Origin of the sequence: Ferrovibrio xuzhouensis (assembly GCF_042648965.1) — a bacterium.
GTDB classification, from domain to species: Bacteria; Pseudomonadota; Alphaproteobacteria; order Ferrovibrionales; family Ferrovibrionaceae; genus Ferrovibrio; species Ferrovibrio xuzhouensis.
Genome location: NZ_JBHRYJ010000001.1, coordinates 171,161 through 191,644, shown reverse-complemented (window position 1 = coordinate 191,644; position 20,484 = coordinate 171,161). Strand labels below are relative to the sequence as shown.

The window sequence follows — 20,484 nt, the reverse complement described above, 5'->3', positions numbered from 1 at the left end:
GGCAGGCGAATCAATCAGATCGCAGGTTCCGCCATAACGATAACTCAAAGGGGCAGGAGCGCTTGCATGTCTGACCTATCACCCGAAAAAGCACAGGCCTACTGGACACGAACGTCCGGCCTGATGTGGACCATGCTGGGAATCTGGTTCTTTTTCAGCTTCGTGATCCACTTCTTCGCGCCGCAGCTTAACACTATCCGCATCATCGGTTTTCCGCTCGGCTTCTACATGGCCGCGCAGGGCTCGCTGATCGTCTTCGTCATCTCGCTGTTCTGGTTCGCCTCGAAGCAGAACGCGATCGACGAGGAATTCGGCGTCGCGGAAGACGAATAGGGAGGGGGACGCCATCATGGCAAACAATACACAAGGCGGGGGTCGGAGTTTTATCGACAACCTCGGCAAGATCTACGGCATCTACACCGGCGGCTTTGCCGCCTTCGTCATTTTCCTCGCCATCCTCGAACAGATGGGCGTATCGAACCGGATCATCGGCTATCTGTTCGTGTTCCTGACGGTCGGCGTCTACGCGCTGATCGGCATCCTGTCGCGCACCGCGGAAATGGGCGAGTACTATGTCGCCGGCCGCAAGGTGCCAGCCTTCTACAACGGCATGGCCACCGGGTCCGACTGGATGTCGGCGGCGTCCTTCATCGGCATGGCCGGCTCGCTCTACCTGCTCGGCTACGACGGCCTCGCCTTCGTGCTGGGCTGGACCGGCGGCTACCTGCTGGTGTCGATCCTGCTGGCGCCCTACCTGCGCAAGTTCGGCCAGTATACGGTGCCCGACTTCCTCGGCGCCCGCTACGGCGGCAACCTGGCCCGCTTCTGCGGCGTGATCGTGCTGGTCTCGGCGTCGTTCACTTACGTGACGGCGCAGATCTTCGGCGTCGGCATCATCGCCTCGCGCTTCCTCGGCATCTCCTTCGAGGTGGCGGTGTTCGTGGGGCTTGCCGGCATCCTGGTCTGCTCGATGCTCGGCGGCATGCGGGCGGTGACCTGGACCCAGGTGGCGCAGTACATCATCCTGATCGTTGCCTACCTGATCCCGGTGGTCATCCTGTCGGCGAAAGTGACCGGCGTGCCGATCCCGCAGCTGATGTACGGCCAGGCCCTGGAAAAGATCGAGGTACTGGAAAAAACCATCGGCGTGGTCAAGGGCCATACGGCGGTCTTTGCCAATGCCAAGGGCGAAACCAGTTTCATCGATGCGGTCAACTTCTTCGCGCTGATCCTCTGTCTGATGGTCGGCACGGCGTCGTTGCCGCATATCCTGATGCGCTACTTCACCACGCCGAGCGTGCGTGAGGCGCGGCAGTCGGTGGCCTGGAGCCTGTTCTTCATCTTCCTGCTGTATTTCACGGCGCCGGCCTATGCGGCCTTCGCCAAGCTGGAAGTGTACCAGAACGTGATCGGTGCCCAGGTGGCCTCGCTGCCGGCATGGGTACATTCGTGGGGTGATATCGGCCTGGTCGGTGCCTGCGACGCACCGAACGCGGCTACTATCTACGCGATGTGCAAGGGCGTCGTCGGCAACGGCGACGGCATCCTGCAGCTCAGCGAGTTCAAGATCGCCGCCGACGCCATCGTTCTGGCGACGCCGGAGATTGCCGGACTGCCCTATGTCATCGCCGGCCTGGTCGCCGCCGGTGGCCTGGCGGCGGCGCTGAGTACCGCCGATGGCCTGCTGCTCGCCATCGCCAACGCCCTCAGTCACGACATCTATTACCGGATGATCGATCCGCATGCGCCGACCAAGCGCCGGCTGATCATCAGCCGGACGCTGCTGGTCGTCGTGGCCATCCTCGCCGCCTGGGTCGCCTCGACCAAGCCGTCGACGATCCTGGCGATGGTGGCCTGGGCGTTCTCGATTGCCGCTTCGGGGCTGTTCCCGGCGCTGGTCATGGGAATCTGGTGGAAGCGGACGACCAACGCCGGCGCGGTTGCCGGCATGGTCGCCGGCTATGGCGTCTGCCTCTACTACCTGATCACCACCCAGTTCTACGGGGCACCGCTCTGGTTCGGCATCAAGAACATCTCCTGCGGTCTGTTCGGCATTCCGGCGGCCTTCATCGTCACCTATGTCGTCAGCATGATGACCACGGCGCCATCGAAGGAGATGCAGGACTTCATCGACAGTATCCGCATCCCGCGGGGCGAGGTGAAGCTGGCGCGCGCCGAAGACGCCGTCGGCCACTAGTTCCAGCGGCCTGTTCAGGGGCGGCGGGGATCGTTATGATCCCCGCCGTCTTTCTTTGTGTGGTGTAAAGGCGGTTTCGGCATGGCGGCGCAGTCGGATTTCTTCTGGAGTTACCTGCCCTATTGGGTGGTTGCCTATGGCCTGGCGATTGTCGGCTGGACCTGCATCGGCCGCTTCCTGATGTCGGCATTCCTGCCGCCGGACCACCCGAACTATATCTTCCGCTGGTTCAGGCAATTGACCGGCTGGGCCGTATGGCTGACGGACTTCATCACCCCGCGCTTCGTCAATCCGCGCTTCATGCCACTGGTGACGGCCTTCTGGGCCTTCGCCCTGCGGTATGTGGCGCATTTCGCCTTTGCGGTGAACGGCATGGCGCCGGCCCTGAACGGTGGTGCGTCGTGAACCCGCGCATGCTGTTCATTGCCGTACTGGGCGTCACGCTGCTGAACGGCTTCGTGTCGCCGGCGGTGCCGGTGGTCTTCCTGCTGTCGCCGGTCTGGATGCCGGAATTCGCGCCGCGGTCGGCGATCGCCGTCTTCTATGGCACCTCGCTGATCGTGTCGGTCGCGACGCTGGTGCTGTCCGGCGTGCCGGCTGCCCTGTTCGAGCGGGTATCCGGCCGGCAGCAGAGCGACGTGGTCTCGATGCTGGTGTGGCTCGGCGCCGCCATCCTGCTGACCCTGCCCGGTCTGGCCTGACGGAGCCGCGCCATGCCGGAACCCATCGAACAGCGGGTCCGGGCACTGGCGTCACAATCGGTCGGGCGCGCCTGCTTCTTCGCCGCCCTGGCGATCTGGTGCGTGATGATCGGCCTGATCGCCGATCCGCTGCAATCGACCAAGGCCGGTGCGATCCTCACCATGATGGCGGCCTGCGTTCTGCTGCTGAAAGCCGGCCGGGTGCTCCATGTCTCGTACCGCAAGACCGAGGTCTGGCTGCTGCTGAACCGGCAGATCGAACTGCGGCCGGAACAGGCGCAGCGCCTCATCACGGGGACCCTGCGCGAGATCTATCTGCGCTATGCCGTCTATGCGATGGCGATGGCGGTCGGCTTCTGGTGTTTCGCGCTGCTGCTCTGGCTGATGCCGGGCAGCTGGGAAAATGGCGTGGTGCATCAGGCGGTCGGCTTCGTGACCGGCCGGCACCGTGAGATCGAAGCCTTCAGGACAATGCCGTAACGGGGCAGGTTACTGCGCCATGAAGCCGCCATCGGCGCAGAGATTGTGGCCGACCACGAAGGAGGCCGCGTCGGATGCCAGCCACAACACGGCCTCGGCGACTTCCTCGGGCTGGCCCATGCGGCGCAGCGGCAGGCCGGCGGCGACGGCCGCCATGTCGGCGATCTTCGAGCCCAGCATCATCGGCGTGACCACGCGGCCCGGCGAGATGGCATTGATGCGGATGCCGGCGGGCGCGTATTCCATCGCCGCCGAACGCGTCAGCGAGATCGCCGCGGCCTTGGAGGCGGCGTAGAGCGACAGGCCGGGATTGGGATTGCGCAGGCCGCTGACCGAGGCGTTGTTGACGATCACACCGCCGCCCTGTTGCAGCATCTGGGCGATCTCAGCCTTCATGGCATGGAACAAGGCCCGCAGGTTGGTGTCGAAGACCTGGTCGTAGGCCGCATCGGGCTGCGCGGCGAGTGGCGCGCGCGGCTCCTGGTAGCCGGCATTGTTGAAGGCGATATCGAGCCGGCCGAAGGCCTCGATGGCGGCGGCAACCGCGCCGCGCACTTCTTCGGGCCGGGCGAGATCGGCGGCATGGAACAGCGCCCGCACACCATGGCCGGTGCAGTCCCGGCAGACCGCTGCGCCACGGTCGCGGTCGCGGCCGACCAGCAGCAGGTTGGCGCCGCGGCGGGCAAATGCCAGCGCGGTGGCAGCGCCGATGCCGGATGTGGCGCCGGTGACCAGCACGGCCTTGCCGGCAAAACCGTGTGGGGATTCTGAAGTGGAAGACGTCATCGGCCGAGCATAGCCCGCCGGGGCGGGCGGCTTATTGGAAAATCGTTCGGCCCGGCAGGGGTCAGTCGCCGGAGCGACGCGACCGCCGCAGGCCCTCGGGGAAGGCCTCGCTGGGATAGCGCAGGGCGAGGACGAGGCCCATGCCGAGCATCGGCCAGAAGAACCAGATATGGCTCGGGCTGGTCACCAGGTTGATGATGACGAGGAAAACGAGAATGACACCGAAGCGCCAGACCAGGCGGCGCCAGGCATGCAGGCGCGCGGCAATATCCTTCGGCTTTTCCGTCGGTACAGGGGCGGCCCCGGGTGCCGGTGTCGCCTCGGCCGGCCGGGGTGCGGCCTCGGCTCCGTCGAGCAGCACGCGGTAGGCCGGCACCGGCTCGGCGATATTCTTGATCTCGCGCGGCCCCATGAAGCTGAAGCCGATATCGAGCTTCTTGCGCACCTGCTCGAACACCGTGCCCGAGATGCAGATGCCACCCGGATCGGCCAGCGATTCCAGCCGGGCGGCGATATTGACGCCCTCGCCGTAGATATCGTCGCCGTCGATCATCACGTCGCCGAGGTTGATGCCGATGCGGAACTGCATCGGTGGCGCGTCTGTCGTTCCGGCATTCAGGGTGGCGACGCGGCGCTGGGTCTCCACCGCGCCGAACATCGCCTCGACCGGCGAGCCGAATTCCGCCAGCAGGCCGTCGCCCCAGGTGTTGATGACCCGGCCGTGATGGCGCTCGATCTCGGCCGTCATCACTGCGCGATACTGTTTCAGGCGGTTGACGGTGCCGACCTCATCGGCTTCGACGAGGGTGCTGTAGCCCTGCACGTCGGCGCAGAAGATCGTCGTCAGCTTGCGGCGCAGGTTGGGGGCGGCGGCATCGGTCATGGTCATCTCGCTCTGGCCGCCAGTATACATCGGGTAACGGCAGCCATGCAGGGGGAATCCGCCGCTTTTGTGATCAGACGCCCTGTTCGGTCACCAGGGCGGCGGCGATGGCACCCAGCACCTGCTGTGCGGCCAGTGGGGCGAGGCAGACCTGCAGTCCGCGCTGGCCACCGTTGATGAAAACCTGCGGATGCGCCATGGCCCCGGCCTCGATGGCGGTCGGTACTTTCCGTTTCTGGCCAAAGGGACTGATACCGCCGACCTTGTAGCCGGTGAGCCGCTCGGCATCGGCAGGCTTCATCATCTGCGCCGATTTTCCGCGGAAGACTGCGGCGAGCTTTTTCATCGACACTTCCCGGTCCGACGGCAGGATGACGCAGACCGGCTTGCCGTCGACCAGCGCCATCAGGGTCTTGAGCACGCGCTCGGGCGGCTGGCCCAAGGCCTCGGCGGCCTGCAGCCCGATCCGGTCGGCGCCGGGGTCGTAGTCGTAGGTATGGACGGAGAAGGCGACCCCCGCATCGGTCAGCATTTTCGTCGCCGGCGTGGTTTTTGACATCACGGGGTCCGATAGGTCTGAACAGGTACGTCTGTGTCGGTGACCCCATAAAGTGACACCGACGTCCAAGTAAATTCAAGCGGTTATGCCGTCACCGTGAGACATAATTTGATTTTGAATTGAGCATAAAATGACTTTGCCAGACAGCCAGCGGGCATAATCTGCGTCTGCTTGCCTTATTCGATTTGGACGTCGCGATCAGCGTCGCGAACGCCTCAACTGGACATCGATACCAGTCATACGGATGCGCCAAGTGCATAGCTTTTCGCTGACACCGTAGTAGTTGGCTATTTCGATGCTGGCTTCCCCTCTGTTGCGTCGGCGCAGTAGGCCTTCCCGCGGCAGCAGCAGTGCAGCAGCAAGCCAATCCGCCTCGCTTTCCTGTTCTTCGGAATAGTCACTGAGCAGGAGGACGCCCGTTGAAGAGACTTCCACCCTTGCGGGGACGTGTAGCAGCAGAAGGTGCGCGAGTTCGTGGGTTAGCGTGCTGCGCTGGCGGGTTTTAGCGTGACTAGGGTTAATAAGGATCGCCGTGAACCCATCTTGCTGAATGGTCAAGCCGGACCAGCTATCGCCATCGACTTGGGTGAGATGAGTTTTGTGCTGGGCGCCTAGGTCCAGAGCATCAAATTCCAGGACAATGACGCCTTTAGAGTCTGCGTATGCCCATGGGTCTAGGGGTTCCAAAGGGCCAAGCGACAATTCCTCCCGGGCGGCGGCCGAAAGGCGTTCCGCTTTAGCTTTGAATCCGTGGCGCACTTTATTGGCTGATCAGGCTGCTTCTGGCTTTGAGGGCGCGCTGGGCGGAAAGAATCAGTTCAGCGAGCGATTGAGCAGTCTCTTGAGAGACAGTCTTGGTCTTGCGGAAATGGACGACGGCGTTTGGTTGGCTGGGTGCTTCAGTCGGTAGTCCCAGGAATTCGCGTGGATCCACCTCCAACCATTTGCATAGCTTTGCGAAGGTCGCCAGGTCGGGCATGTGGCCGTTTTCGACCCGAGAAAGTGTGGCTGAACTGACGTCTGCTTCAGCGGCGGCTGCTCGGACCCCCCTTGATCCACGCTTCGCTTGGATCAGGCGGCCGAGATCAGAGATCGATAGGGGCATCGTGTCTCACCGGAATGGATAGATTTTTCTTGTTGCCAAACCCCGGGGGCTCGGCTTAAGGTGTGGTTTGTCTCACATATGAGACGTTGTGTCTATGGTTCGCAACGTCTTGCAACAGAGACAGGGAATCACGCTGGGCCGTGATTCGTCAAGTAAAAGGCGTAGTTGCCCGATCAGAAGGCCGAAAGCCGGCATTTTTGCCACCCTGGACTTAACGGAGAACGGATATGGCAGACCAGGAAAAGGACGATAATCGCAACAATGCCCATGGCGGGGGCTCCGACCATGGCGGCCCCGGTCAGGGTAACCCGGACCACGGCAACCCTGGCCACGGCGGTGGTGATCATGGCGGTGGGGACCCCGGCGGCGGCCAAGGCCCGAAGCTCATCGAGATCGTGATCGACTCCAACACCTATAAGGTCCGCAAGGAGAAAATGAGTGGTGCCGAGCTGAAGCAGCTGGGCAGCGTTGATCCGTCCTACCGCCTCTTCTTGGAGCGGCCGGGTGATGACGAGCCGATCCCGGACGGTAAAGAAGTGAAGTTGAAGGACGGGATGGTCTTCTACTCGCTGCCTCCGGCAGATCTCGGGTCGGTCCTCGATGTTCAGCTCAAGCAGCTGTTTGAGCGCTATAATACCGTCGAAGTCACGGAGCGATCTGATGGTACGCGCCTCGTGCGGTTCCAGTTGGATCTTCCGGCTGGCTGGAACAAGACACGGACCACCATCTGGTTCATTGCCCCTGCAGGCTATCCGGCAGCACAGCCGGATTGCTTCTGGGCTGACAACGACCTTCGCCTGGCAAGCGGCAAGCAGCCGGATAACTCCCAGTCGGGACATGTCGGCCACGGCGCTGAACCGGCTGTGTGGTTTTCTTGGCACACAAAGGCGTGGAATCCGAACCGGGATGGCTTGCTCACCTATGTGCATGTCATCCAAGCCCGCTTCCGCGAGTTGCGGTGACCTCGCTGGTATTCCACAGCGGCCAGTTCGGCGCATTGAAGGAGAGACTTCTCCAGGATGCGCCGAACGAGGCCGCTGCCTTGCTGGTTTGCGCTTCAGCAAGCACGGGCAGCAATCCGCGCCTCCTGGTTCATGAAATAGTTTATGTGCCATCAGATGCGTACCTTGAGCAGACGCCGAACAGCCTCAAAATCAGGCCTGAGTTCATTGCGCCTGTACTGAAGCGGGCCAGAGGGGGGCGATTTTCACTGGTTTTGGTGCATACGCACCCCCATGCATCCGAGGACTACCCGAGTTTTTCAAGAATTGATGACCGCGGCGAAGCGGCATTGATACCGGCTTTCTTCCGAAGGGCGCCAGATGGCCCGCATGGCGCACTTGTTATCGGCCGCAAGGGATTCCAGGGGCGCTTCCGATTTGCGGAGGGCCGCGTCGCTCCGGTCGACAAGATTGTCGATGTCAGTCGAGTGGTATCTGTTCACTGGCCGACAGCGCGACTGGCTGAGCCCGTCGAGGCAATCTATGACCGGAATGTCCGTGCATTCGGTAAGGACGGCCAGGCAGTAGTGAAGACGATGAAGGTCGGTGTTGTCGGCGGCGGTGGAACAGGCTCTGTCGTTATCCAGAACATCTCTCACCTCGGCACACAATCACAGGTACATCTTGATTTTGACACGCTGGAGGATACAAACCTGAACCGCGTAGTCGGTAGCAGGCAAGAGTATGTTGGCCTACCAAAGGTGACGGTTTCTGCTGTTCATGCGCGGTCGATATTGCCTGAGTGCGATGTGATTCAGATACGGGGCAGCATCCTCGATGAGAAGGTCGCCCGGAAACTCTTGGATTGCGATTTCATATTCTGCTGCACGGACTCGCATGGCAGTCGGGCTGTACTGAATCAGCTAGCGTATCAATATCTGATACCAGTCATTGACATAGGCGTTCGCATTCACGCCGAGGATGGTGTCATCAAGTCCATGAGCGGGCGGGTCCAGATGCTGGCACCAGGTCTGTCCTGCCTGCAGTGCGAGGAAACGCTAAATCCGGAGCAAGTTCGTCGGGATTTTCTATCGGAGGAAGAGCGTCGTGCAGACCCTTATATTCCCAAGGAAAATATCCCGCAGCCTGCAGTGATTTCGTTGAACTCGACGGTCTCATCTATGGCCGTGACGATGTTCTTGGCCGCGACGGTCGGTATCCCCAGCGCCGCACGGCATTTGGTTTACCGCATCATGGACGGGAGCGTGCGTCCAGTCAGGCCTGCTCCGCTTGATGGTTGCCTTGTCTGTTCTCCCGACTGGGCTTTGGCTAAAGGCGACCGATGGGAGATGATCTGGCGCCGCGCCCTGGAATCGACCCAGGATGGCCAGAGGGTGACGGAGGTGGAGGAATGAAAGGCATTTTTACCCGCTTGCTCGATTTCTTCCTGCCTGTTCGGCAGGAGGAAGCGCCAAGAGTTCTCGAGCAAGATGCCTCTCCTAGACGCCACAGTCGTGTCTGGAAAGAGGTTCCTTACAGCTCGGTTCACCAAGTTAGGAATCAGGCGGAATCGGCGGCTGTCCTGCAGTCGCCTGGAGTGATTTCAATCATCGTGGGTGAAACGGGGCCGAAGCGGATTCAATTCAAATGTCCTTGCGGCTGCGGCGAAGAGATCCGACTTAGTGTGTCGCCGCGAGGACCGCGTCCCATTTGGCGCTTCCATATTGATGCCGAGAGCAAGTTGTCATTGTATCCGTCGGTATGGCGTGCGTCTGGATGCCGTGCTCATTTCATTTTAAGGCATAGTATCGCCTCTCTTTTGTTGGATGAGCCCGAAGAGGGATATTCCGTCTGACGGTTATCCGTAAAACTAGTCAAGAAAGAAGCGCCACAATGAAAATGCCCCTGTTCATTCAGTTTAGACGCGCCTTGATCGAAAGCACGTATAACATAGCCGTTGAGCTGGACGAGATAGTCGATGACCAAGCGCCCGCATGCCCTATGTAGACTTTGCGGCCAAGTCGCAAATCTATGCAATTCTCACGTAATACCTAAATGGTGTTATCAGAATAGCTTCAATAAGAAGCATCAGCTGAAAGTGGCTGCGACACCGGATCTCCGGCTGAAGCCTGAGCAAGATGGATATAAGGAATACCTTCTGTGCGAAAATTGCGAGCAGCGCTTCTCTTTGCTTGAGAGTTACGCAAAGCCCATTCTAACAGATGGACGGGCTCCGGACGCTGACAGAGAATTTGCCTACGCTCTTAATGGTGTCGATGCGCAAAAAATAAAGCGCTTCATATTATCCGTGGTGTGGCGATGCTCTGTTTCAAGTTCTGCTCCTTTCTATCACATCGATATTGGAGATAAGCACGAGAAAAATATGGCCAATGCGTTGTTGTTAGATGATGCGATACCTGCGCAAATCTATCCGACATTAATATACAGACTTATGGCTGGCCCCGACGCACTAAAAGACCTTATTCGCAGTCCAAGCATCGAGAGGATTGAAGGGCATCGCTGTGCTCGAGTGATCCTTTCTGGCTATCTATTTCACGTATTCGTGACAAGCCACGACGTCCCTCGAGATTGGGAGGGGTGGCTATTGAGAGAGATAAACTGGGTTCCCATCCACCGTGTGGATATAGGGGATTTGCCTTGGTTGAAAGAGGAATGGGAAAAGCTACGGGAGCACGAGCAACTCCAACCCGTTCTTGATGCGGAGAGAGCGGGGCAATGATATTCAGCCAGATACCATAAGTATCAATGGCTACGCGCCGTCAACCGAAATTGCTCGTTTGAATTCCTCAAAGCCATGTTCGAAACGGGCTGCCTGGTTGGCCAGATAGGCGCAATGGCCAATCAGCTTCTCGATCTCGGGCTTCAGTGGCGCCAGTAAGACAATCGCATATTTCATTTCGTCCGAATTTTGTGGGGTGCCGTCGCGCCGCTCCCCCTCCCGTGCGTTTTTTGTGAAAAGGATAAAGGCGTCTCCTTCCTTAACCTTTCGAGCTGCCCAGTGAGCAAAATTGTGGCGATGTATTCGATGAATCTCAACGGTGCGGGCGGCTTTAAGGAGGCCTTCCTTAAGTGGTGAATCTGGGATCCACCGATTTACCAATCCCTGAAGCCTGGGAAACACCTCTGCATCCCGCAATCTAGATCCGCTTCGAGCATCTGCTCCAAGGGTCGCATGATGGATCGCATCAATGATACGTCTCGCATTCAGATCGGCGAAGCAATACAGCTGAATGAGTTTTCCCATCAATGCATAATCGTCATCGTTCAAATCCGTGGTGGTCTCCAGGAAATCAACTGGCCCTGTGTGAAATGATCTCTTCAACTCCGCAACACGGGGGTGATCCTCCACATTTGCACTAGGGATGAGTTCTTCCATAAATTTATTCCGTCAAAGTGTTGTGCTGTTGTCGGCTGATTGCGGCCAGATTGCCGAAGTAATCTTTGTTCTGGCCTATCTGATCTTCTATTTGCGCTAAATCTGGGTGTCGAAACTGCCCTAGACGATGAAGGAGGTAATCGAGCAGTGGCAATTCTACCGCTCGCCCCAGGAACGGGAAAAGTATCAGTGCTACGCCGTTCCCGATCGATTTCCGGTCGCCATCTGTAAGAATGCCCGCCTCCAAGCACAGTACGGCCGAACTTACCCGCGGACCTATGTGTAAGCTGATGCCGATTCCCTCAGGTATTTGGCTCAGAATGACCACGACTGCACTCTCGTGACCGATGATCTCCCCTGCGGTGCCTACAGCAAGGTGTAAGGAGCCTACCCCGCGAAGTGCGGGCATTTCACTTCCTGCACGATATCGTAGTGCCTGACTGACCTCCTCTGCATATCTACCAGTGAGGGCTTTATCGCCAACCAAGCAGAAGCCTATACCGCGTGCCAGCTTAGCCAGGAAGCGGAAGTCGTGGTGCAGATTGAGAGCGACCTGACCTTTAGGCTGTTCTGCAACGAAGTTCCTGGGCTCAGTGAGGAAATCGATTCTCTGTTGGTCCAATGCGTCCGGTGGAGAAAAGCCAAAATCTATAGGGTTTAGCCCTTCGATTTGAGCGGCCAAGACCTTCCTAACCTTCTGGCCCTTGAATGCAGCATGGAAAGTTCTCCACACCACGTCGAAATCCTGATGTGATCTCTTTGATAAGAAAAAGTAGGCGCGAGACTCCCGATCCTTGGCCGTCCGGGGATTTCCACCTGTATACCAATAGAGTCTCTCATCCTTGTGACGAACCCATATGATCCGTTCCGCGAGCGGCCCTGAATACAGGTCGCAATCTTCAATTTCAGATATGCCAGGTAGTTCCAGTCTCAACTTGTGGAGAAAGATTAGTGGCAGTCCTGTCGGTTTCTTGGGGTCATAGCATCTGAAGGCTTGCTGATTGAGCCAACCCTCCACCAAATAGCTTTTCGCAAAACTAGCGTCGACAAACAGCCCAAGATCGTTGTTGCACTTCTGGCAAACCCTATTGGTTTTAAGGCGATCCGGTGCGCAAGCGCCGCCAAGGAACTTCGGGATGACATGTTCGAGCGTCATCTCAGAAGCCGGCTTTTCTTTCTCGCAATATATGCAAACGGGCATTGCCAGATTCCATCTGTATTTACTTTTGTCCGAATGACCAATAATAGGCCGGCAAGCGCGAGGTTCTAAAGGTATACTGAAGTTGACACTACTCGAGTTCTCCAATGGCTTTGTCGATTGTTCCATTCAGGACCGGATCAATCCGTCGCGCTTCAGATTCCGCCCAGTCGATCCATCGTTGCACAGCCGCCGGTTCTGATGTCAGTTCGACAGACCGGAGCTTAACGGCCTCAATATAGGACCGGATCGTCTCGGCTTGGTGCAGCGAACGCGCCTGGCTGAACAGCCTAGCCAGCCGGTCGCGTTCCTCCTGCTTCTTGCGGGCGATCGCCTGGCGTTCGACCTCGATGATGCGTTGCTTCTCCGCCTCGATCTCGCGGGCCTTGTATTCGATCAGCCATTCGTGGTGGCCGAGCGCACCGTTACGGTAGCGGATCTCGGCCTCGAGGATCATTGCCACCACGATCTCGTCGACCAAGCCCTCGAGCTTGGCATTCCCCTGGTCCTCCCAGACCAGGTATTGCCGCTCCTTTGTGCCGCGCTGCCGCCGGGTCTCCATTTTCAGCCGCAAGGGGCCGCTGGGTTTCTCCGCGTCCTTGCCATAATGGGGCGTTATCGGGCCGAGCGTGAAGGACAGGTATTGCTTGCCGACATGACTGACGCGGATCTCTTCACGGTCACGGTCGGCGTATTCGCTGTTGGACAGCCATGGTCGGGCGCCGAAGCGCTGCAGGCCGATGAAGAGGGCGTTCAGGAGCCGCAGCCAGCGTTGCCGCAGGGGATTGTCGAGCTTGGGGCGCCGCCAATCGTAGCCGGTGCGGTGGAACTCGGCCAGACGCTCCTGGTCCCTGGCCAGCAGCTTGGCGATCTCCTTATGGGGATGGGCCGGCAGCGGCGGGCAGGTCAGCTTGCCTAGGGTCTTTCGGATACGGGCCTCAACCTGGGCCAGTTCCTCGGGGAAGACCGGCGCCGGCGGAATCGGGTCGGTCAGCGGGTCGAACTCTGGCCGGCTGGTACCGGGGAGATCGATCTCATCGGCATGGCCGGGCTGCCGGGGCGGCAGCGGCCGCTGGAAGGTGGGCTTGCCGGCGGCCTTACGCTGCCAATAGCCGACCTCAGGGATCGGGATGCTGTGTTCTCGGCAGGCCTTGAGCAGATGGTAATCGGAGATGCCCAGGTCGGTGGCGACCTCCTTCTTGGGCTTGGCCCACATGAGGGCGTAGAGCCCCTGACGCGTGTAAGACGAAGGCATGATGTGTACTCACCAGACGGTCAGTTTTGTAAACCGATGGTCATATTCAATTGCTGCGAGATGAGGAGAGGGTGGCGCGAATCAGAGCGGAACGGGAAGCGGCTGCACTTGCCGAGCGGCTGGCCAGCCTGAAGAAGCCACCAGGAACACGATCGAAGCCTAAGTCGTAACGCCTGTTAGCAATGTTATCCTAGCATATAACGTCCTGTTGCGACGATTGGACGAATCTGTCTCCTCGCATGGCTCGCCTTCGCCCGCCGGCTCACAGCTGGCAACCGCAACCTGCAAGTCGATCATTGGACATTCGGCGACACTGCCTGGCTGCGGGAGCGCCACGGGTTCTGGGGTCAGGCCGCTTCCTTCCAGTTGGAGACCTTGATCGTCGAACATCCCAAGGCACCGGCGTGGCGCATCATGGTGGTCCGCGAGCCCTGGTGGCATGGCCCCGAATGCAAGGCCGTGCGATCCGGGCAATGGGTCAAGCTGATCGACGGCGAACGCGGGGCGCGAGCTGAAGTGATTCGAGCGGCAGGAAACAATGATGGACAAATAAATAATGGCAAAGCCTTCCGGTCCGTCAGGCAGCAGCATCTTGACAGAGATGGCCGCAGCACCACTTGCGAAACCGGCGGCAACAGAACTTGTGGGTGGAGGGCAGGCAACATGATCGAGTCGGCACGGAAAAAGCACTGGACCGGCGTCTACAATCAGAAGGCGGAGACCGCGGTCAGCTGGTTCCAGACCTCTCCCAGGCAGTCTCTCGACTGGATACTACCGGGCGCCGATCCGGCGACGACAGCCGTCATCGACATCGGTGGCGGCGCATCGCGTTTGGCCGACGAACTGCTCGACCGCGGCTTTGCCGATGTTACTGTCCTCGATATCGCCGACAGCGCCCTGGCCCAGTCACGGAAGCGGCTCGGAGACCGTGCCGACCGGGTCCGCTGGGTCGTCGCCGACATCACGGCCTGGTCGCCGTCCCGGGAATACGACGTCTGGCATGACCGGGCGGTCTTCCATTTCCTGGTCGAGCCTGCGGGCCGTGCGGCCTATCTGGCAGCCCTGAGCCAAGCGACGAAGCCCGGCAGCCACATCGTGATCGCAACCTTCAACCTCGACGGACCGGAACGGTGCAGCGGCCTGCCGGTGCAACGCTACAGTCCGCAGACGCTCTCCGAGGCCCTTGGCAACGATTACAGCCTGATCAAGTCAACGACCGAAGCGCACAAGACACCGGGCGAGGCTATCCAGCGGTTCCAGTACAGCCTGTTCGAGCGACGCTAAGCCGCAGCCTTCACCAAAGCTGCTCAACAATAAGGCGGCGGCCAGACAAAACAAATCCACGGTTCATGATGTCCGGGGCGCGCTCTCGATCGGATCTGCCTCGGCAGGTGCGATACGAAATCCAGAATGCCGTCCCGCATTCTGCAACATGGCCTGTAGTTCCGGCGGCTCCAGCACTGTTACATCGCGCCCCCAGGTAAAAAGATGCCACGCCATTTCCATGAGGCCGCCGGCAACAAACGACACGGTGAGGCTCCCGTCGCGATTGAGCCGCATGTCCTGCCTGGGGTGGAACAGATATTCTCTTGCGGCCGGTGCCGCCGCGGGGCTGAACCGCCATGCGACCGATACCGGAGGCTCCTGGAATACGCCGAACGATCGTGCAGCATAATCCTTCAGGGAGAAGCCCGTAGGTCGCTGGAAGGTAGTTTGCAATACTGCAGCTTTTCCAATGCCGCTTAGTGCATAGAGCCTGACTTTCCTGTTCTTATCGCGCGATTCCATTCCGACCAGGTAATGCCGCGTCCCGAGCAGGAACCCCAGGGGTTGCACACACTTTCTGGTTTGCTCTCCGTCCATGCGCCTGACATGGGATATTTCGATCTCGCGCGAAACGAGGATTGCTTGTCGAATGACCTGGATGACTTCTTCCCTTACGACCGGGCGTGGGCCCGGTCGGGATGCGAGTCCTTCCGCTTCCAAAAGCGCCTCGATATCCGGCTCAAGTCGCCGAATTACAGCTTCCGGCTGAGCGGCAAGCAGTCTGGACAGGAGCATACGCAGATTGCGGGCGCGTCCGCGTTGGTGATGCTGCATCAGAAGCTGAATACAGAACTCCAGATCAGAGGCTTCCAACGGCGAGATGCCGATAGCGGCCGACTGGGAAGACGGTAATCGCCACCGTAGGCGCCGATGATCATCTATCATCGTCTCGATTTCAGGATGAAGACGCGCAACGGCATCACGCATCCTCTGCGCGGTTCGGTGCGACACGGCAAAGCGCTGTTCTATGTCGGAAAGTGATATTCCCGAGCGCGTCGCCTGCATTTCTTCCGCTAATTGCAGGACACAGTCCGCTTTGGCAAACCGCTTGACCTTCGGTCCGATAGGCATGGGAAAACTCCGCCTATTCCGACTTCATTCCTAATATCAAACCATCGATTTTGGTCTTTGCCAATATCTCCCGGATGTCAGAGACCTCGAATCTCCATGCACCGTCAGGATTGCTTATGACCATATCTGCCATATCCGCTACGCGCCGAATGTCCTGCGACAGCTGTAGAAGACACTGTTTCCAGCCGAATCTTGAGAGGCAAATCATTGGGGGCTGCTGGCGCCTGTCGGTGCGATTGGAATTTTCTTCCTGATGCCAGTTCCACCGGACGCGATACGCTGAGGTCGAGGCCATTCGGCACCAAGGCGGTCGCCCGCAGAGGCCTCAACGGCCAAATGGGCGAATCGAAGAGGTGTATCATGCCCGAAAAGATCGAAGGCATTGACCTTCAAGCTAGCATCCATTGCCGTTGGCGAAACGTTGCACCTGACCCGAAACATTTCACGGCATCAGATGTCCGCGATCTGGTTGATCTGACCCGATATCACCTGCCAGATAACAGGGAGCTGGATAATATCCCGATGTCTGAGAAGTCCCATAAGGGGCTCCGGAGCGCCTCTGTTCATCTCATCGGAATACTTGTGGCAAACGGCGGTGACGAGGATCTTGTGTGGGCTTGGGTCTGGATTGCTGCGGCAACGGGCGAGCAATTTGCGGGGCTCGCCTTGGCAGGCCGCTTGTTGCGTGAAGCAAGTGATATTGGTTGCCGCGACCGCTCTCGCTATCGCCGTTTGGCTCGGGCCGCCGCGTTTCCGAACTGCTTCGGCAATACTGCGTTGGAAGATTTGATCAATAGCAAGAGCCTGGATAATTGGCTGTCGATGATCAGTGCGCCCGACGTGTATCGACCCATGGGGCAGTCTGGCATTGCTTCACCGCGACTAACTACGACAGATCGTCATGGTTGCATCAAGTTGATCCAATCGGCAGGCGGTCTGTCCGTTGGTCGGCGCGCAGACGACCAGAAGGCATTGGACGGGCTTGAAATACTCCGGACGGGTGTGGCCGTCGTTAACATGCCAAAGAATCTGGAGAGCATCCGTCAGGTTCTTGCTTTGGAGTTTCCCTGGGCGGAAGACGTAACAAATGCGATCTTTGACGATCTCTTCCTCTCTGCCGCTTCCGGTTCTCCCGAACTCCACCTTGCCCCCACCATACTTGTTGGGCCACCGGCCAGCGGGAAGACCAGCTATGTGAAGTTACTTTCCAATCACCTACAGCTGCCTTGTGCGATTCTTTCAGCTGCCGGTTCTGCAGATAATCGCTTTCTCACAGGTACCGCCAGAGGCTGGTCGTCCGCCGCACCATGCTTTCCGGCGGAATTTATGGCCAAAACAGCGGCCGCGAATCCAATTATCTTCATAGATGAACTCGAAAAGGCGAGCTTCGACAGCCGGAATGGACGTCTGCAAGACACACTATTAGTTATGATCGAGCCGAACTCTGCGGGAAGCTATCTGGATGAGTTCATCGGGTTGCCCGTTGACTTGTCCCACATCAACTGGATAGCGGGCGCAAACTCTTTAAACGGAATTTCCCCTGCGCTTCAGTCCCGCTTTCGCGTGATCGGCTTTAGCGCTCCGGAGGAGCATCATTTTGAATGCATCCTCGAAAGATCGAAGTGTCGTATCGCGGGCACCCTGGGCATTCGTCCGGAGGACCTTCCCGCAATTGATCCTGTGGTGATGAACGCTTTGTTTCGCCTCTTTCGCAACACCTCGGATATGCGCCGGATGCAACGAGCGCTTCGTGCGGTATATGCAAAATGCCCTCGGAGAGCTATCGGTGTTTATCACTGATTCAGAAGACCCCAGGCGTGGGAAATTCGGTCCGCGGCCTGTGGCGTAGGGTTACACCCATGACCATCTATTTCGTGGATTTCGAAGCTTCCGGCCTCGGTCCTCTCAGTTTCCCCGTCGAGCTGGGGTGGGCCTGGGTGGAAGACGACCATGTTGAGGCCCGGAGCTTGCTGATCCGGCCTGTTGAGGAATGGACTGCCAATGGGTGTCCAGGATGGGACCTTGTGGCTGAGGCGCTGCACGGCCTATCCCTCGCGCGAATCGAGGAGAGCGGATTGTCCCCCAGGCTGGCGGTGGCGGAGTTTACAAGCCGGGTGGAAATCGGCGAGGTCAGTTTCGATACCGGGCAAAATGGCCAAGACCGGAAATGGCTGGAGAGGGTGTCCAGTGCGGCTGATGTGCCCCAGGAACTGAGTCTTCGGCCAGAGGCCACCGGGACGATGATCCTTTCAATGGCGGAGAAGGCCGGGGTCGGTGATGTGGCGTGGACAGCTCTTGAATGCCTGGGGCCGAAAGCCACGCATCAGGCGGCAGTCGATGCAAGCCGGTGGGCATGGTGGCCGATCGCGATATCCCGTGTTTCGAATGCTGGCCTGGCTGGGATCAGCAATCTCAACCAGTGCGTGGAGCTGATACGCCCTGTTGTCGGCTCAATAGAAATCAGAGGTTCTACGGGCGATCTGACTCGGCTTCAGGGACAGTCTTATGGGGTCCGGGTTACGCACCGAGACTTCCTGCCCTGGTGATGATGGCGGTCGATGCAATCGCGTATTGCTGCTAGTCTGAGGTACGAAAAAGAACATCGCTCAAGATGGCTCTGCAGCACCAGAGTGCTGTCCTCCTAGCCTATACATCTACGTCGGGATCGGAAGATAATCGCAAGATATCTGGGATAATCGTTTGATCCCGTTAGCGTAGGCAGCATGACCTACGCCACTCGCATACAGCCATTTCTCGCGGCCGTCGCTCTGCCGCTGCTGCTCGGCGCCTGCGTCGGCGGCATGCCGCAGCAGGGCGACACGCAGAACACGGGCATCACCCCGCTGATCACCTATCCGGTGACCAGCAACGATACACCCTACTCGCGCTGCCTGGCCAAGCTCGGCACGCTGTCCGGTTACGATAACCTGCCGACCTTCGCCGTCGGCTCCGTCGTCGACAAGACCGGCAAGCTCGCCGCAGGCGACGAAGGCTTCGTGATCAGCCAGGGCGCCACCGAAATGGTGATCAGTGCCCTCTACAAGACCCGCAAGGCCCGGCTGGTCGAACGCTTCGACCTGCGCCTCGTCAACGCTGAACTGCAATTCAGCAAGAACAGCATGTCCGGCCGTGCCGTCGTCGACGGTGCGGTGCGCCCGAGCGACTTCCTGCTGGTCGGTGCCGTCACCGAGCTCAACTACAACATCCTGACCGGCGGCGCCGGGCTATGGGTTGCCGGCATGGGCGCCGGCATGCGCGGCGTCATCATCAACGTCGCCCTCGACCTGCGCGTCATCGATACTGGCAGCCTCGAGATCGTCTACGTCAGCAGCCTGCAGAAGCAGATTGTCGGCTACGAGGTCGAGGCCAATGTGTTCCGCTTCTTCGGCAGCACGCTGATCGAGGCCGATGCCGGGCACATCCGCAACGAGCCGCTGCAGCTCGGCCTGCGGTCGGTCGTCGAGATGTCGGTACTCGATATCATGACCGACTTTCTGTCCCTGCCCAATGAAACCGATTGCGAGGTCAGTCCGGCGCATCACGTGCCGGCTGTCGCGGTGGATGACGCCGCATTTCAACCCCAGTCCAGAAACTGAAATCAGGAGGCTTACATGAATACCAAGACCCATCTGACCCTGTTGTCCGGCGCGGCCGCCGTTGCGCTGCTGGCGACCGCTCCCGCCGCCATGGCCTTCGACCAGACGCGTTGGGAATGGTCGGTCACCCAGACCGACGACAGCACCACCACCCGGCAGGCGACCCTGAACGCCCTGCCGACCGGCCTCGCCAGCATCGACAAGATGCAGGTCTATGTCGGCAACCCGGACGCGCAGGCCAGCGCCGACAGCCAGGTGACGCTGCCGGCCAGCCTCGATCCGGCCGATGCCATGACGGATCTGGGTACCGTTGAGGTCGGCGCGGCCGCCTACGGCAACGTCAACGCCTCGGATTCCACCGTGGCGCTCAATGGCAGCATCGGCCAGTTCCAGGTCGGTGGCATCGATCCCACCGCGGCCGACCCGCTGGCGACCGATCCGCTGACCGTCGATGCCACGGCCGCCGCCAGCGGCAACACCAGCCGGCTGGTCATGGAAACCCTGATGAACCAGGCCGCCACCGGCCTGATCACGCCGCACCAGACCACGGCCAGCGCCGATGCCGTCGGCATCAAGGACGCCCTGGTCGATGTCGAGGCCCGGGCGGTGAGCAATTCCTCGTCGCTCACCCTGACGCCGGAACCGGCCGAGGCGCTCGATCCGGCCACCATCGATCCGGCCGTCGGTGGCAGCTATCCGCTGCTGACCGACGCCCTGATGACGGCCGATGTCACCCAGTTCAGCCTGGGCGACGTGCGGACGACGGCACTGGGCAGCGCCCAGACCATCGGCGATGTGTCGAACCTCGGCGCGCTGGATCGACCGATCATGCGGGTGAACGCCACCTCGATCGGCAACCTGTCGACGGCATCGGTTGCGGTCGGCGGCAACCTGACCGATCCGGTCGCGCCGTAACTGGCGACACCACGGGGCTGGACTGTCTCTCCAGACAGTCCCGGCTCTGATGGCCCCGGCGGTATCTGCCTCTC

At 59.7% G+C, this 20,484-nt stretch carries 23 protein-coding genes; 14 read left to right on the top strand and 9 right to left on the bottom strand.

The window, feature by feature from the left end:
* Nucleotides 1-66: 66 nt before the first annotated feature.
* From ACFOOQ_RS00870 to ACFOOQ_RS00850, 5 genes are all read left to right on the top strand, one after another.
* Nucleotides 67-333 (top strand): DUF4212 domain-containing protein, encoded by a 267-nt coding sequence (locus tag ACFOOQ_RS00870; protein WP_379720354.1) that lies wholly within the window; start codon nucleotides 67-69, stop codon nucleotides 331-333.
* Between the two features lie 16 nt (nucleotides 334-349).
* Nucleotides 350-2,197: a sodium:solute symporter family protein gene (locus tag ACFOOQ_RS00865; RefSeq protein WP_379720351.1), complete on the top strand. Its 1,848-nt coding sequence runs from the start codon at nucleotides 350-352 to the stop codon at nucleotides 2,195-2,197.
* A gap of 81 nt (nucleotides 2,198-2,278) precedes the next feature.
* Nucleotides 2,279-2,602: a hypothetical protein gene (locus tag ACFOOQ_RS00860; protein WP_379720348.1), complete on the top strand. Its 324-nt coding sequence runs from the start codon at nucleotides 2,279-2,281 to the stop codon at nucleotides 2,600-2,602.
* A gap of 8 nt (nucleotides 2,603-2,610) precedes the next feature.
* Nucleotides 2,611-2,898 carry a hypothetical protein gene (locus ACFOOQ_RS00855; protein WP_379720345.1) on the top strand — a complete coding sequence of 96 codons (288 nt, stop codon included), beginning with the start codon at nucleotides 2,611-2,613 and terminating at the stop codon, nucleotides 2,896-2,898.
* Between the two features lie 12 nt (nucleotides 2,899-2,910).
* Entirely contained in the window at nucleotides 2,911-3,378 is a 468-nt protein-coding gene (locus ACFOOQ_RS00850) for a hypothetical protein (protein ID WP_379720343.1), read from the top strand.
* 9 nt (nucleotides 3,379-3,387) lie between these two features.
* Here the strand turns inward: ACFOOQ_RS00850 and ACFOOQ_RS00845 are convergent, their stop codons facing one another.
* The 5 genes from ACFOOQ_RS00845 to ACFOOQ_RS00825 all read right to left on the bottom strand — a co-directional run bounded on the left by ACFOOQ_RS00845 (nucleotide 3,388) and on the right by ACFOOQ_RS00825 (nucleotide 6,711).
* The gene (locus ACFOOQ_RS00845) at nucleotides 3,388-4,164 is read right to left on the bottom strand and encodes an SDR family NAD(P)-dependent oxidoreductase (protein ID WP_379720340.1); all 777 of its coding nucleotides are present in this window, start codon (nucleotides 4,162-4,164) and stop codon (nucleotides 3,388-3,390) included.
* Nucleotides 4,165-4,225: 61 nt separating this feature from the next.
* Nucleotides 4,226-5,047 (bottom strand): adenylate/guanylate cyclase domain-containing protein, encoded by an 822-nt coding sequence (locus ACFOOQ_RS00840; protein WP_379720337.1) that lies wholly within the window; start codon nucleotides 5,045-5,047, stop codon nucleotides 4,226-4,228.
* Nucleotides 5,048-5,120: 73 nt separating this feature from the next.
* On the bottom strand, nucleotides 5,121-5,606 hold the full coding sequence (ybaK, locus tag ACFOOQ_RS00835; RefSeq protein ID WP_379720334.1) for a Cys-tRNA(Pro) deacylase: 486 nt from the start codon (nucleotides 5,604-5,606) through the stop codon (nucleotides 5,121-5,123).
* Between the two features lie 198 nt (nucleotides 5,607-5,804).
* Entirely contained in the window at nucleotides 5,805-6,365 is a 561-nt protein-coding gene (locus ACFOOQ_RS00830) for an ImmA/IrrE family metallo-endopeptidase (protein ID WP_379720331.1), read from the bottom strand.
* A gap of 1 nt (nucleotide 6,366) precedes the next feature.
* A complete protein-coding gene (locus tag ACFOOQ_RS00825; RefSeq protein ID WP_379720328.1) occupies nucleotides 6,367-6,711 on the bottom strand; it encodes a helix-turn-helix domain-containing protein in 345 nt (114 codons plus the stop codon).
* Between the two features lie 227 nt (nucleotides 6,712-6,938).
* Between ACFOOQ_RS00825 and ACFOOQ_RS00820 the strand changes: the two genes are divergently transcribed.
* The 4 genes from ACFOOQ_RS00820 to ACFOOQ_RS00805 all read left to right on the top strand — a co-directional run bounded on the left by ACFOOQ_RS00820 (nucleotide 6,939) and on the right by ACFOOQ_RS00805 (nucleotide 10,392).
* On the top strand, nucleotides 6,939-7,673 hold the full coding sequence (locus tag ACFOOQ_RS00820) for a multiubiquitin domain-containing protein (protein WP_379720325.1): 735 nt from the start codon (nucleotides 6,939-6,941) through the stop codon (nucleotides 7,671-7,673).
* Nucleotides 7,670-9,067, top strand: coding sequence for a ThiF family adenylyltransferase (locus ACFOOQ_RS00815; RefSeq protein ID WP_379720322.1), 1,398 nt, complete (start codon nucleotides 7,670-7,672; stop codon nucleotides 9,065-9,067). The genes ACFOOQ_RS00820 and ACFOOQ_RS00815 overlap by 4 nt, the downstream gene beginning before the upstream one ends.
* The gene (locus ACFOOQ_RS00810; protein WP_379720319.1) at nucleotides 9,064-9,507 is read left to right on the top strand and encodes a DUF6527 family protein; all 444 of its coding nucleotides are present in this window, start codon (nucleotides 9,064-9,066) and stop codon (nucleotides 9,505-9,507) included. Before ACFOOQ_RS00815 ends, ACFOOQ_RS00810 begins: the two co-directional genes overlap by 4 nt.
* A 123-nt stretch (nucleotides 9,508-9,630) precedes the next feature.
* Entirely contained in the window at nucleotides 9,631-10,392 is a 762-nt protein-coding gene (locus ACFOOQ_RS00805) for a hypothetical protein (protein WP_379720316.1), read from the top strand.
* A gap of 30 nt (nucleotides 10,393-10,422) precedes the next feature.
* Here ACFOOQ_RS00805 and ACFOOQ_RS00800 read toward each other — a convergent pair whose 3' ends face one another.
* The 3 genes from ACFOOQ_RS00800 to ACFOOQ_RS00790 form a co-directional block, all read right to left on the bottom strand.
* Nucleotides 10,423-11,049 (bottom strand): hypothetical protein, encoded by a 627-nt coding sequence (locus ACFOOQ_RS00800; protein WP_379720313.1) that lies wholly within the window; start codon nucleotides 11,047-11,049, stop codon nucleotides 10,423-10,425.
* 4 nt (nucleotides 11,050-11,053) lie between these two features.
* Complete coding sequence (locus tag ACFOOQ_RS00795; protein WP_379725280.1) at nucleotides 11,054-12,250, bottom strand: HNH endonuclease; 1,197 nt, start codon at nucleotides 12,248-12,250, stop codon at nucleotides 11,054-11,056.
* An 88-nt stretch (nucleotides 12,251-12,338) separates the two neighbouring features.
* The gene (locus ACFOOQ_RS00790) at nucleotides 12,339-13,502 is read right to left on the bottom strand and encodes a hypothetical protein (protein ID WP_379720310.1); all 1,164 of its coding nucleotides are present in this window, start codon (nucleotides 13,500-13,502) and stop codon (nucleotides 12,339-12,341) included.
* A 375-nt stretch (nucleotides 13,503-13,877) separates the two neighbouring features.
* Here ACFOOQ_RS00790 and ACFOOQ_RS00785 point away from each other — a divergent pair, with 375 nt between their 5' ends.
* A complete protein-coding gene (locus tag ACFOOQ_RS00785) occupies nucleotides 13,878-14,786 on the top strand; it encodes a class I SAM-dependent methyltransferase (RefSeq protein ID WP_379720307.1) in 909 nt (302 codons plus the stop codon).
* Between the two features lie 63 nt (nucleotides 14,787-14,849).
* Here the strand turns inward: ACFOOQ_RS00785 and ACFOOQ_RS00780 are convergent, their stop codons facing one another.
* The gene (locus tag ACFOOQ_RS00780) at nucleotides 14,850-15,899 is read right to left on the bottom strand and encodes a helix-turn-helix transcriptional regulator (protein WP_379720304.1); all 1,050 of its coding nucleotides are present in this window, start codon (nucleotides 15,897-15,899) and stop codon (nucleotides 14,850-14,852) included.
* A 360-nt stretch (nucleotides 15,900-16,259) separates the two neighbouring features.
* On the opposite strand from ACFOOQ_RS00780, the gene ACFOOQ_RS00775 reads away from it, so the two are divergent.
* The 4 genes from ACFOOQ_RS00775 (at nucleotide 16,260) to ACFOOQ_RS00760 (ending at nucleotide 20,410) form a co-directional block, all read left to right on the top strand.
* A complete protein-coding gene (locus tag ACFOOQ_RS00775; RefSeq protein ID WP_379720301.1) occupies nucleotides 16,260-17,699 on the top strand; it encodes an AAA family ATPase in 1,440 nt (479 codons plus the stop codon).
* Nucleotides 17,700-17,758: 59 nt separating this feature from the next.
* Nucleotides 17,759-18,445: a hypothetical protein gene (locus tag ACFOOQ_RS00770; RefSeq protein WP_379720298.1), complete on the top strand. Its 687-nt coding sequence runs from the start codon at nucleotides 17,759-17,761 to the stop codon at nucleotides 18,443-18,445.
* 177 nt (nucleotides 18,446-18,622) lie between these two features.
* Nucleotides 18,623-19,495, top strand: a complete 873-nt coding sequence (locus tag ACFOOQ_RS00765) for a CsgG/HfaB family protein (protein WP_379720295.1) — start codon at nucleotides 18,623-18,625, stop codon at nucleotides 19,493-19,495.
* Nucleotides 19,496-19,510: 15 nt separating this feature from the next.
* Nucleotides 19,511-20,410: a hypothetical protein gene (locus ACFOOQ_RS00760; RefSeq protein WP_379720292.1), complete on the top strand. Its 900-nt coding sequence runs from the start codon at nucleotides 19,511-19,513 to the stop codon at nucleotides 20,408-20,410.
* Nucleotides 20,411-20,484 lie beyond the last annotated feature (74 nt).

What these genes read in the sequence shown, in the direction of transcription:
- ACFOOQ_RS00870 (WP_379720354.1), top strand. Translation starts at nt 67, where the DNA reads ATGTCTGACCTATCACCCGAAAAAGCACAGGCCTACTGGACACGAACG.
- ACFOOQ_RS00865 (WP_379720351.1), top strand. Translation starts at nt 350, where the DNA reads ATGGCAAACAATACACAAGGCGGGGGTCGGAGTTTTATCGACAACCTC.
- ACFOOQ_RS00860 (WP_379720348.1), top strand. Translation starts at nt 2,279, where the DNA reads ATGGCGGCGCAGTCGGATTTCTTCTGGAGTTACCTGCCCTATTGGGTG.
- ACFOOQ_RS00855 (WP_379720345.1), top strand. Translation starts at nt 2,611, where the DNA reads ATGCTGTTCATTGCCGTACTGGGCGTCACGCTGCTGAACGGCTTCGTG.
- ACFOOQ_RS00850 (WP_379720343.1), top strand. Translation starts at nt 2,911, where the DNA reads ATGCCGGAACCCATCGAACAGCGGGTCCGGGCACTGGCGTCACAATCG.
- ACFOOQ_RS00845 (WP_379720340.1), bottom strand. Translation starts at nt 4,164, where the DNA reads ATGACGTCTTCCACTTCAGAATCCCCACACGGTTTTGCCGGCAAGGCC.
- ACFOOQ_RS00840 (WP_379720337.1), bottom strand. Translation starts at nt 5,047, where the DNA reads ATGACCGATGCCGCCGCCCCCAACCTGCGCCGCAAGCTGACGACGATC.
- ybaK (WP_379720334.1), bottom strand. Translation starts at nt 5,606, where the DNA reads ATGTCAAAAACCACGCCGGCGACGAAAATGCTGACCGATGCGGGGGTC.
- ACFOOQ_RS00825 (WP_379720328.1), bottom strand. Translation starts at nt 6,711, where the DNA reads ATGCCCCTATCGATCTCTGATCTCGGCCGCCTGATCCAAGCGAAGCGT.
- ACFOOQ_RS00820 (WP_379720325.1), top strand. Translation starts at nt 6,939, where the DNA reads ATGGCAGACCAGGAAAAGGACGATAATCGCAACAATGCCCATGGCGGG.
- ACFOOQ_RS00810 (WP_379720319.1), top strand. Translation starts at nt 9,064, where the DNA reads ATGAAAGGCATTTTTACCCGCTTGCTCGATTTCTTCCTGCCTGTTCGG.
- ACFOOQ_RS00805 (WP_379720316.1), top strand. Translation starts at nt 9,631, where the DNA reads ATGACCAAGCGCCCGCATGCCCTATGTAGACTTTGCGGCCAAGTCGCA.
- ACFOOQ_RS00800 (WP_379720313.1), bottom strand. Translation starts at nt 11,049, where the DNA reads ATGGAAGAACTCATCCCTAGTGCAAATGTGGAGGATCACCCCCGTGTT.
- ACFOOQ_RS00795 (WP_379725280.1), bottom strand. Translation starts at nt 12,250, where the DNA reads ATGCCCGTTTGCATATATTGCGAGAAAGAAAAGCCGGCTTCTGAGATG.
- ACFOOQ_RS00790 (WP_379720310.1), bottom strand. Translation starts at nt 13,502, where the DNA reads ATGCCTTCGTCTTACACGCGTCAGGGGCTCTACGCCCTCATGTGGGCC.
- ACFOOQ_RS00780 (WP_379720304.1), bottom strand. Translation starts at nt 15,899, where the DNA reads ATGCCTATCGGACCGAAGGTCAAGCGGTTTGCCAAAGCGGACTGTGTC.
- ACFOOQ_RS00775 (WP_379720301.1), top strand. Translation starts at nt 16,260, where the DNA reads ATGCCCGAAAAGATCGAAGGCATTGACCTTCAAGCTAGCATCCATTGC.
- ACFOOQ_RS00770 (WP_379720298.1), top strand. Translation starts at nt 17,759, where the DNA reads ATGACCATCTATTTCGTGGATTTCGAAGCTTCCGGCCTCGGTCCTCTC.
- ACFOOQ_RS00765 (WP_379720295.1), top strand. Translation starts at nt 18,623, where the DNA reads ATGACCTACGCCACTCGCATACAGCCATTTCTCGCGGCCGTCGCTCTG.
- ACFOOQ_RS00760 (WP_379720292.1), top strand. Translation starts at nt 19,511, where the DNA reads ATGAATACCAAGACCCATCTGACCCTGTTGTCCGGCGCGGCCGCCGTT.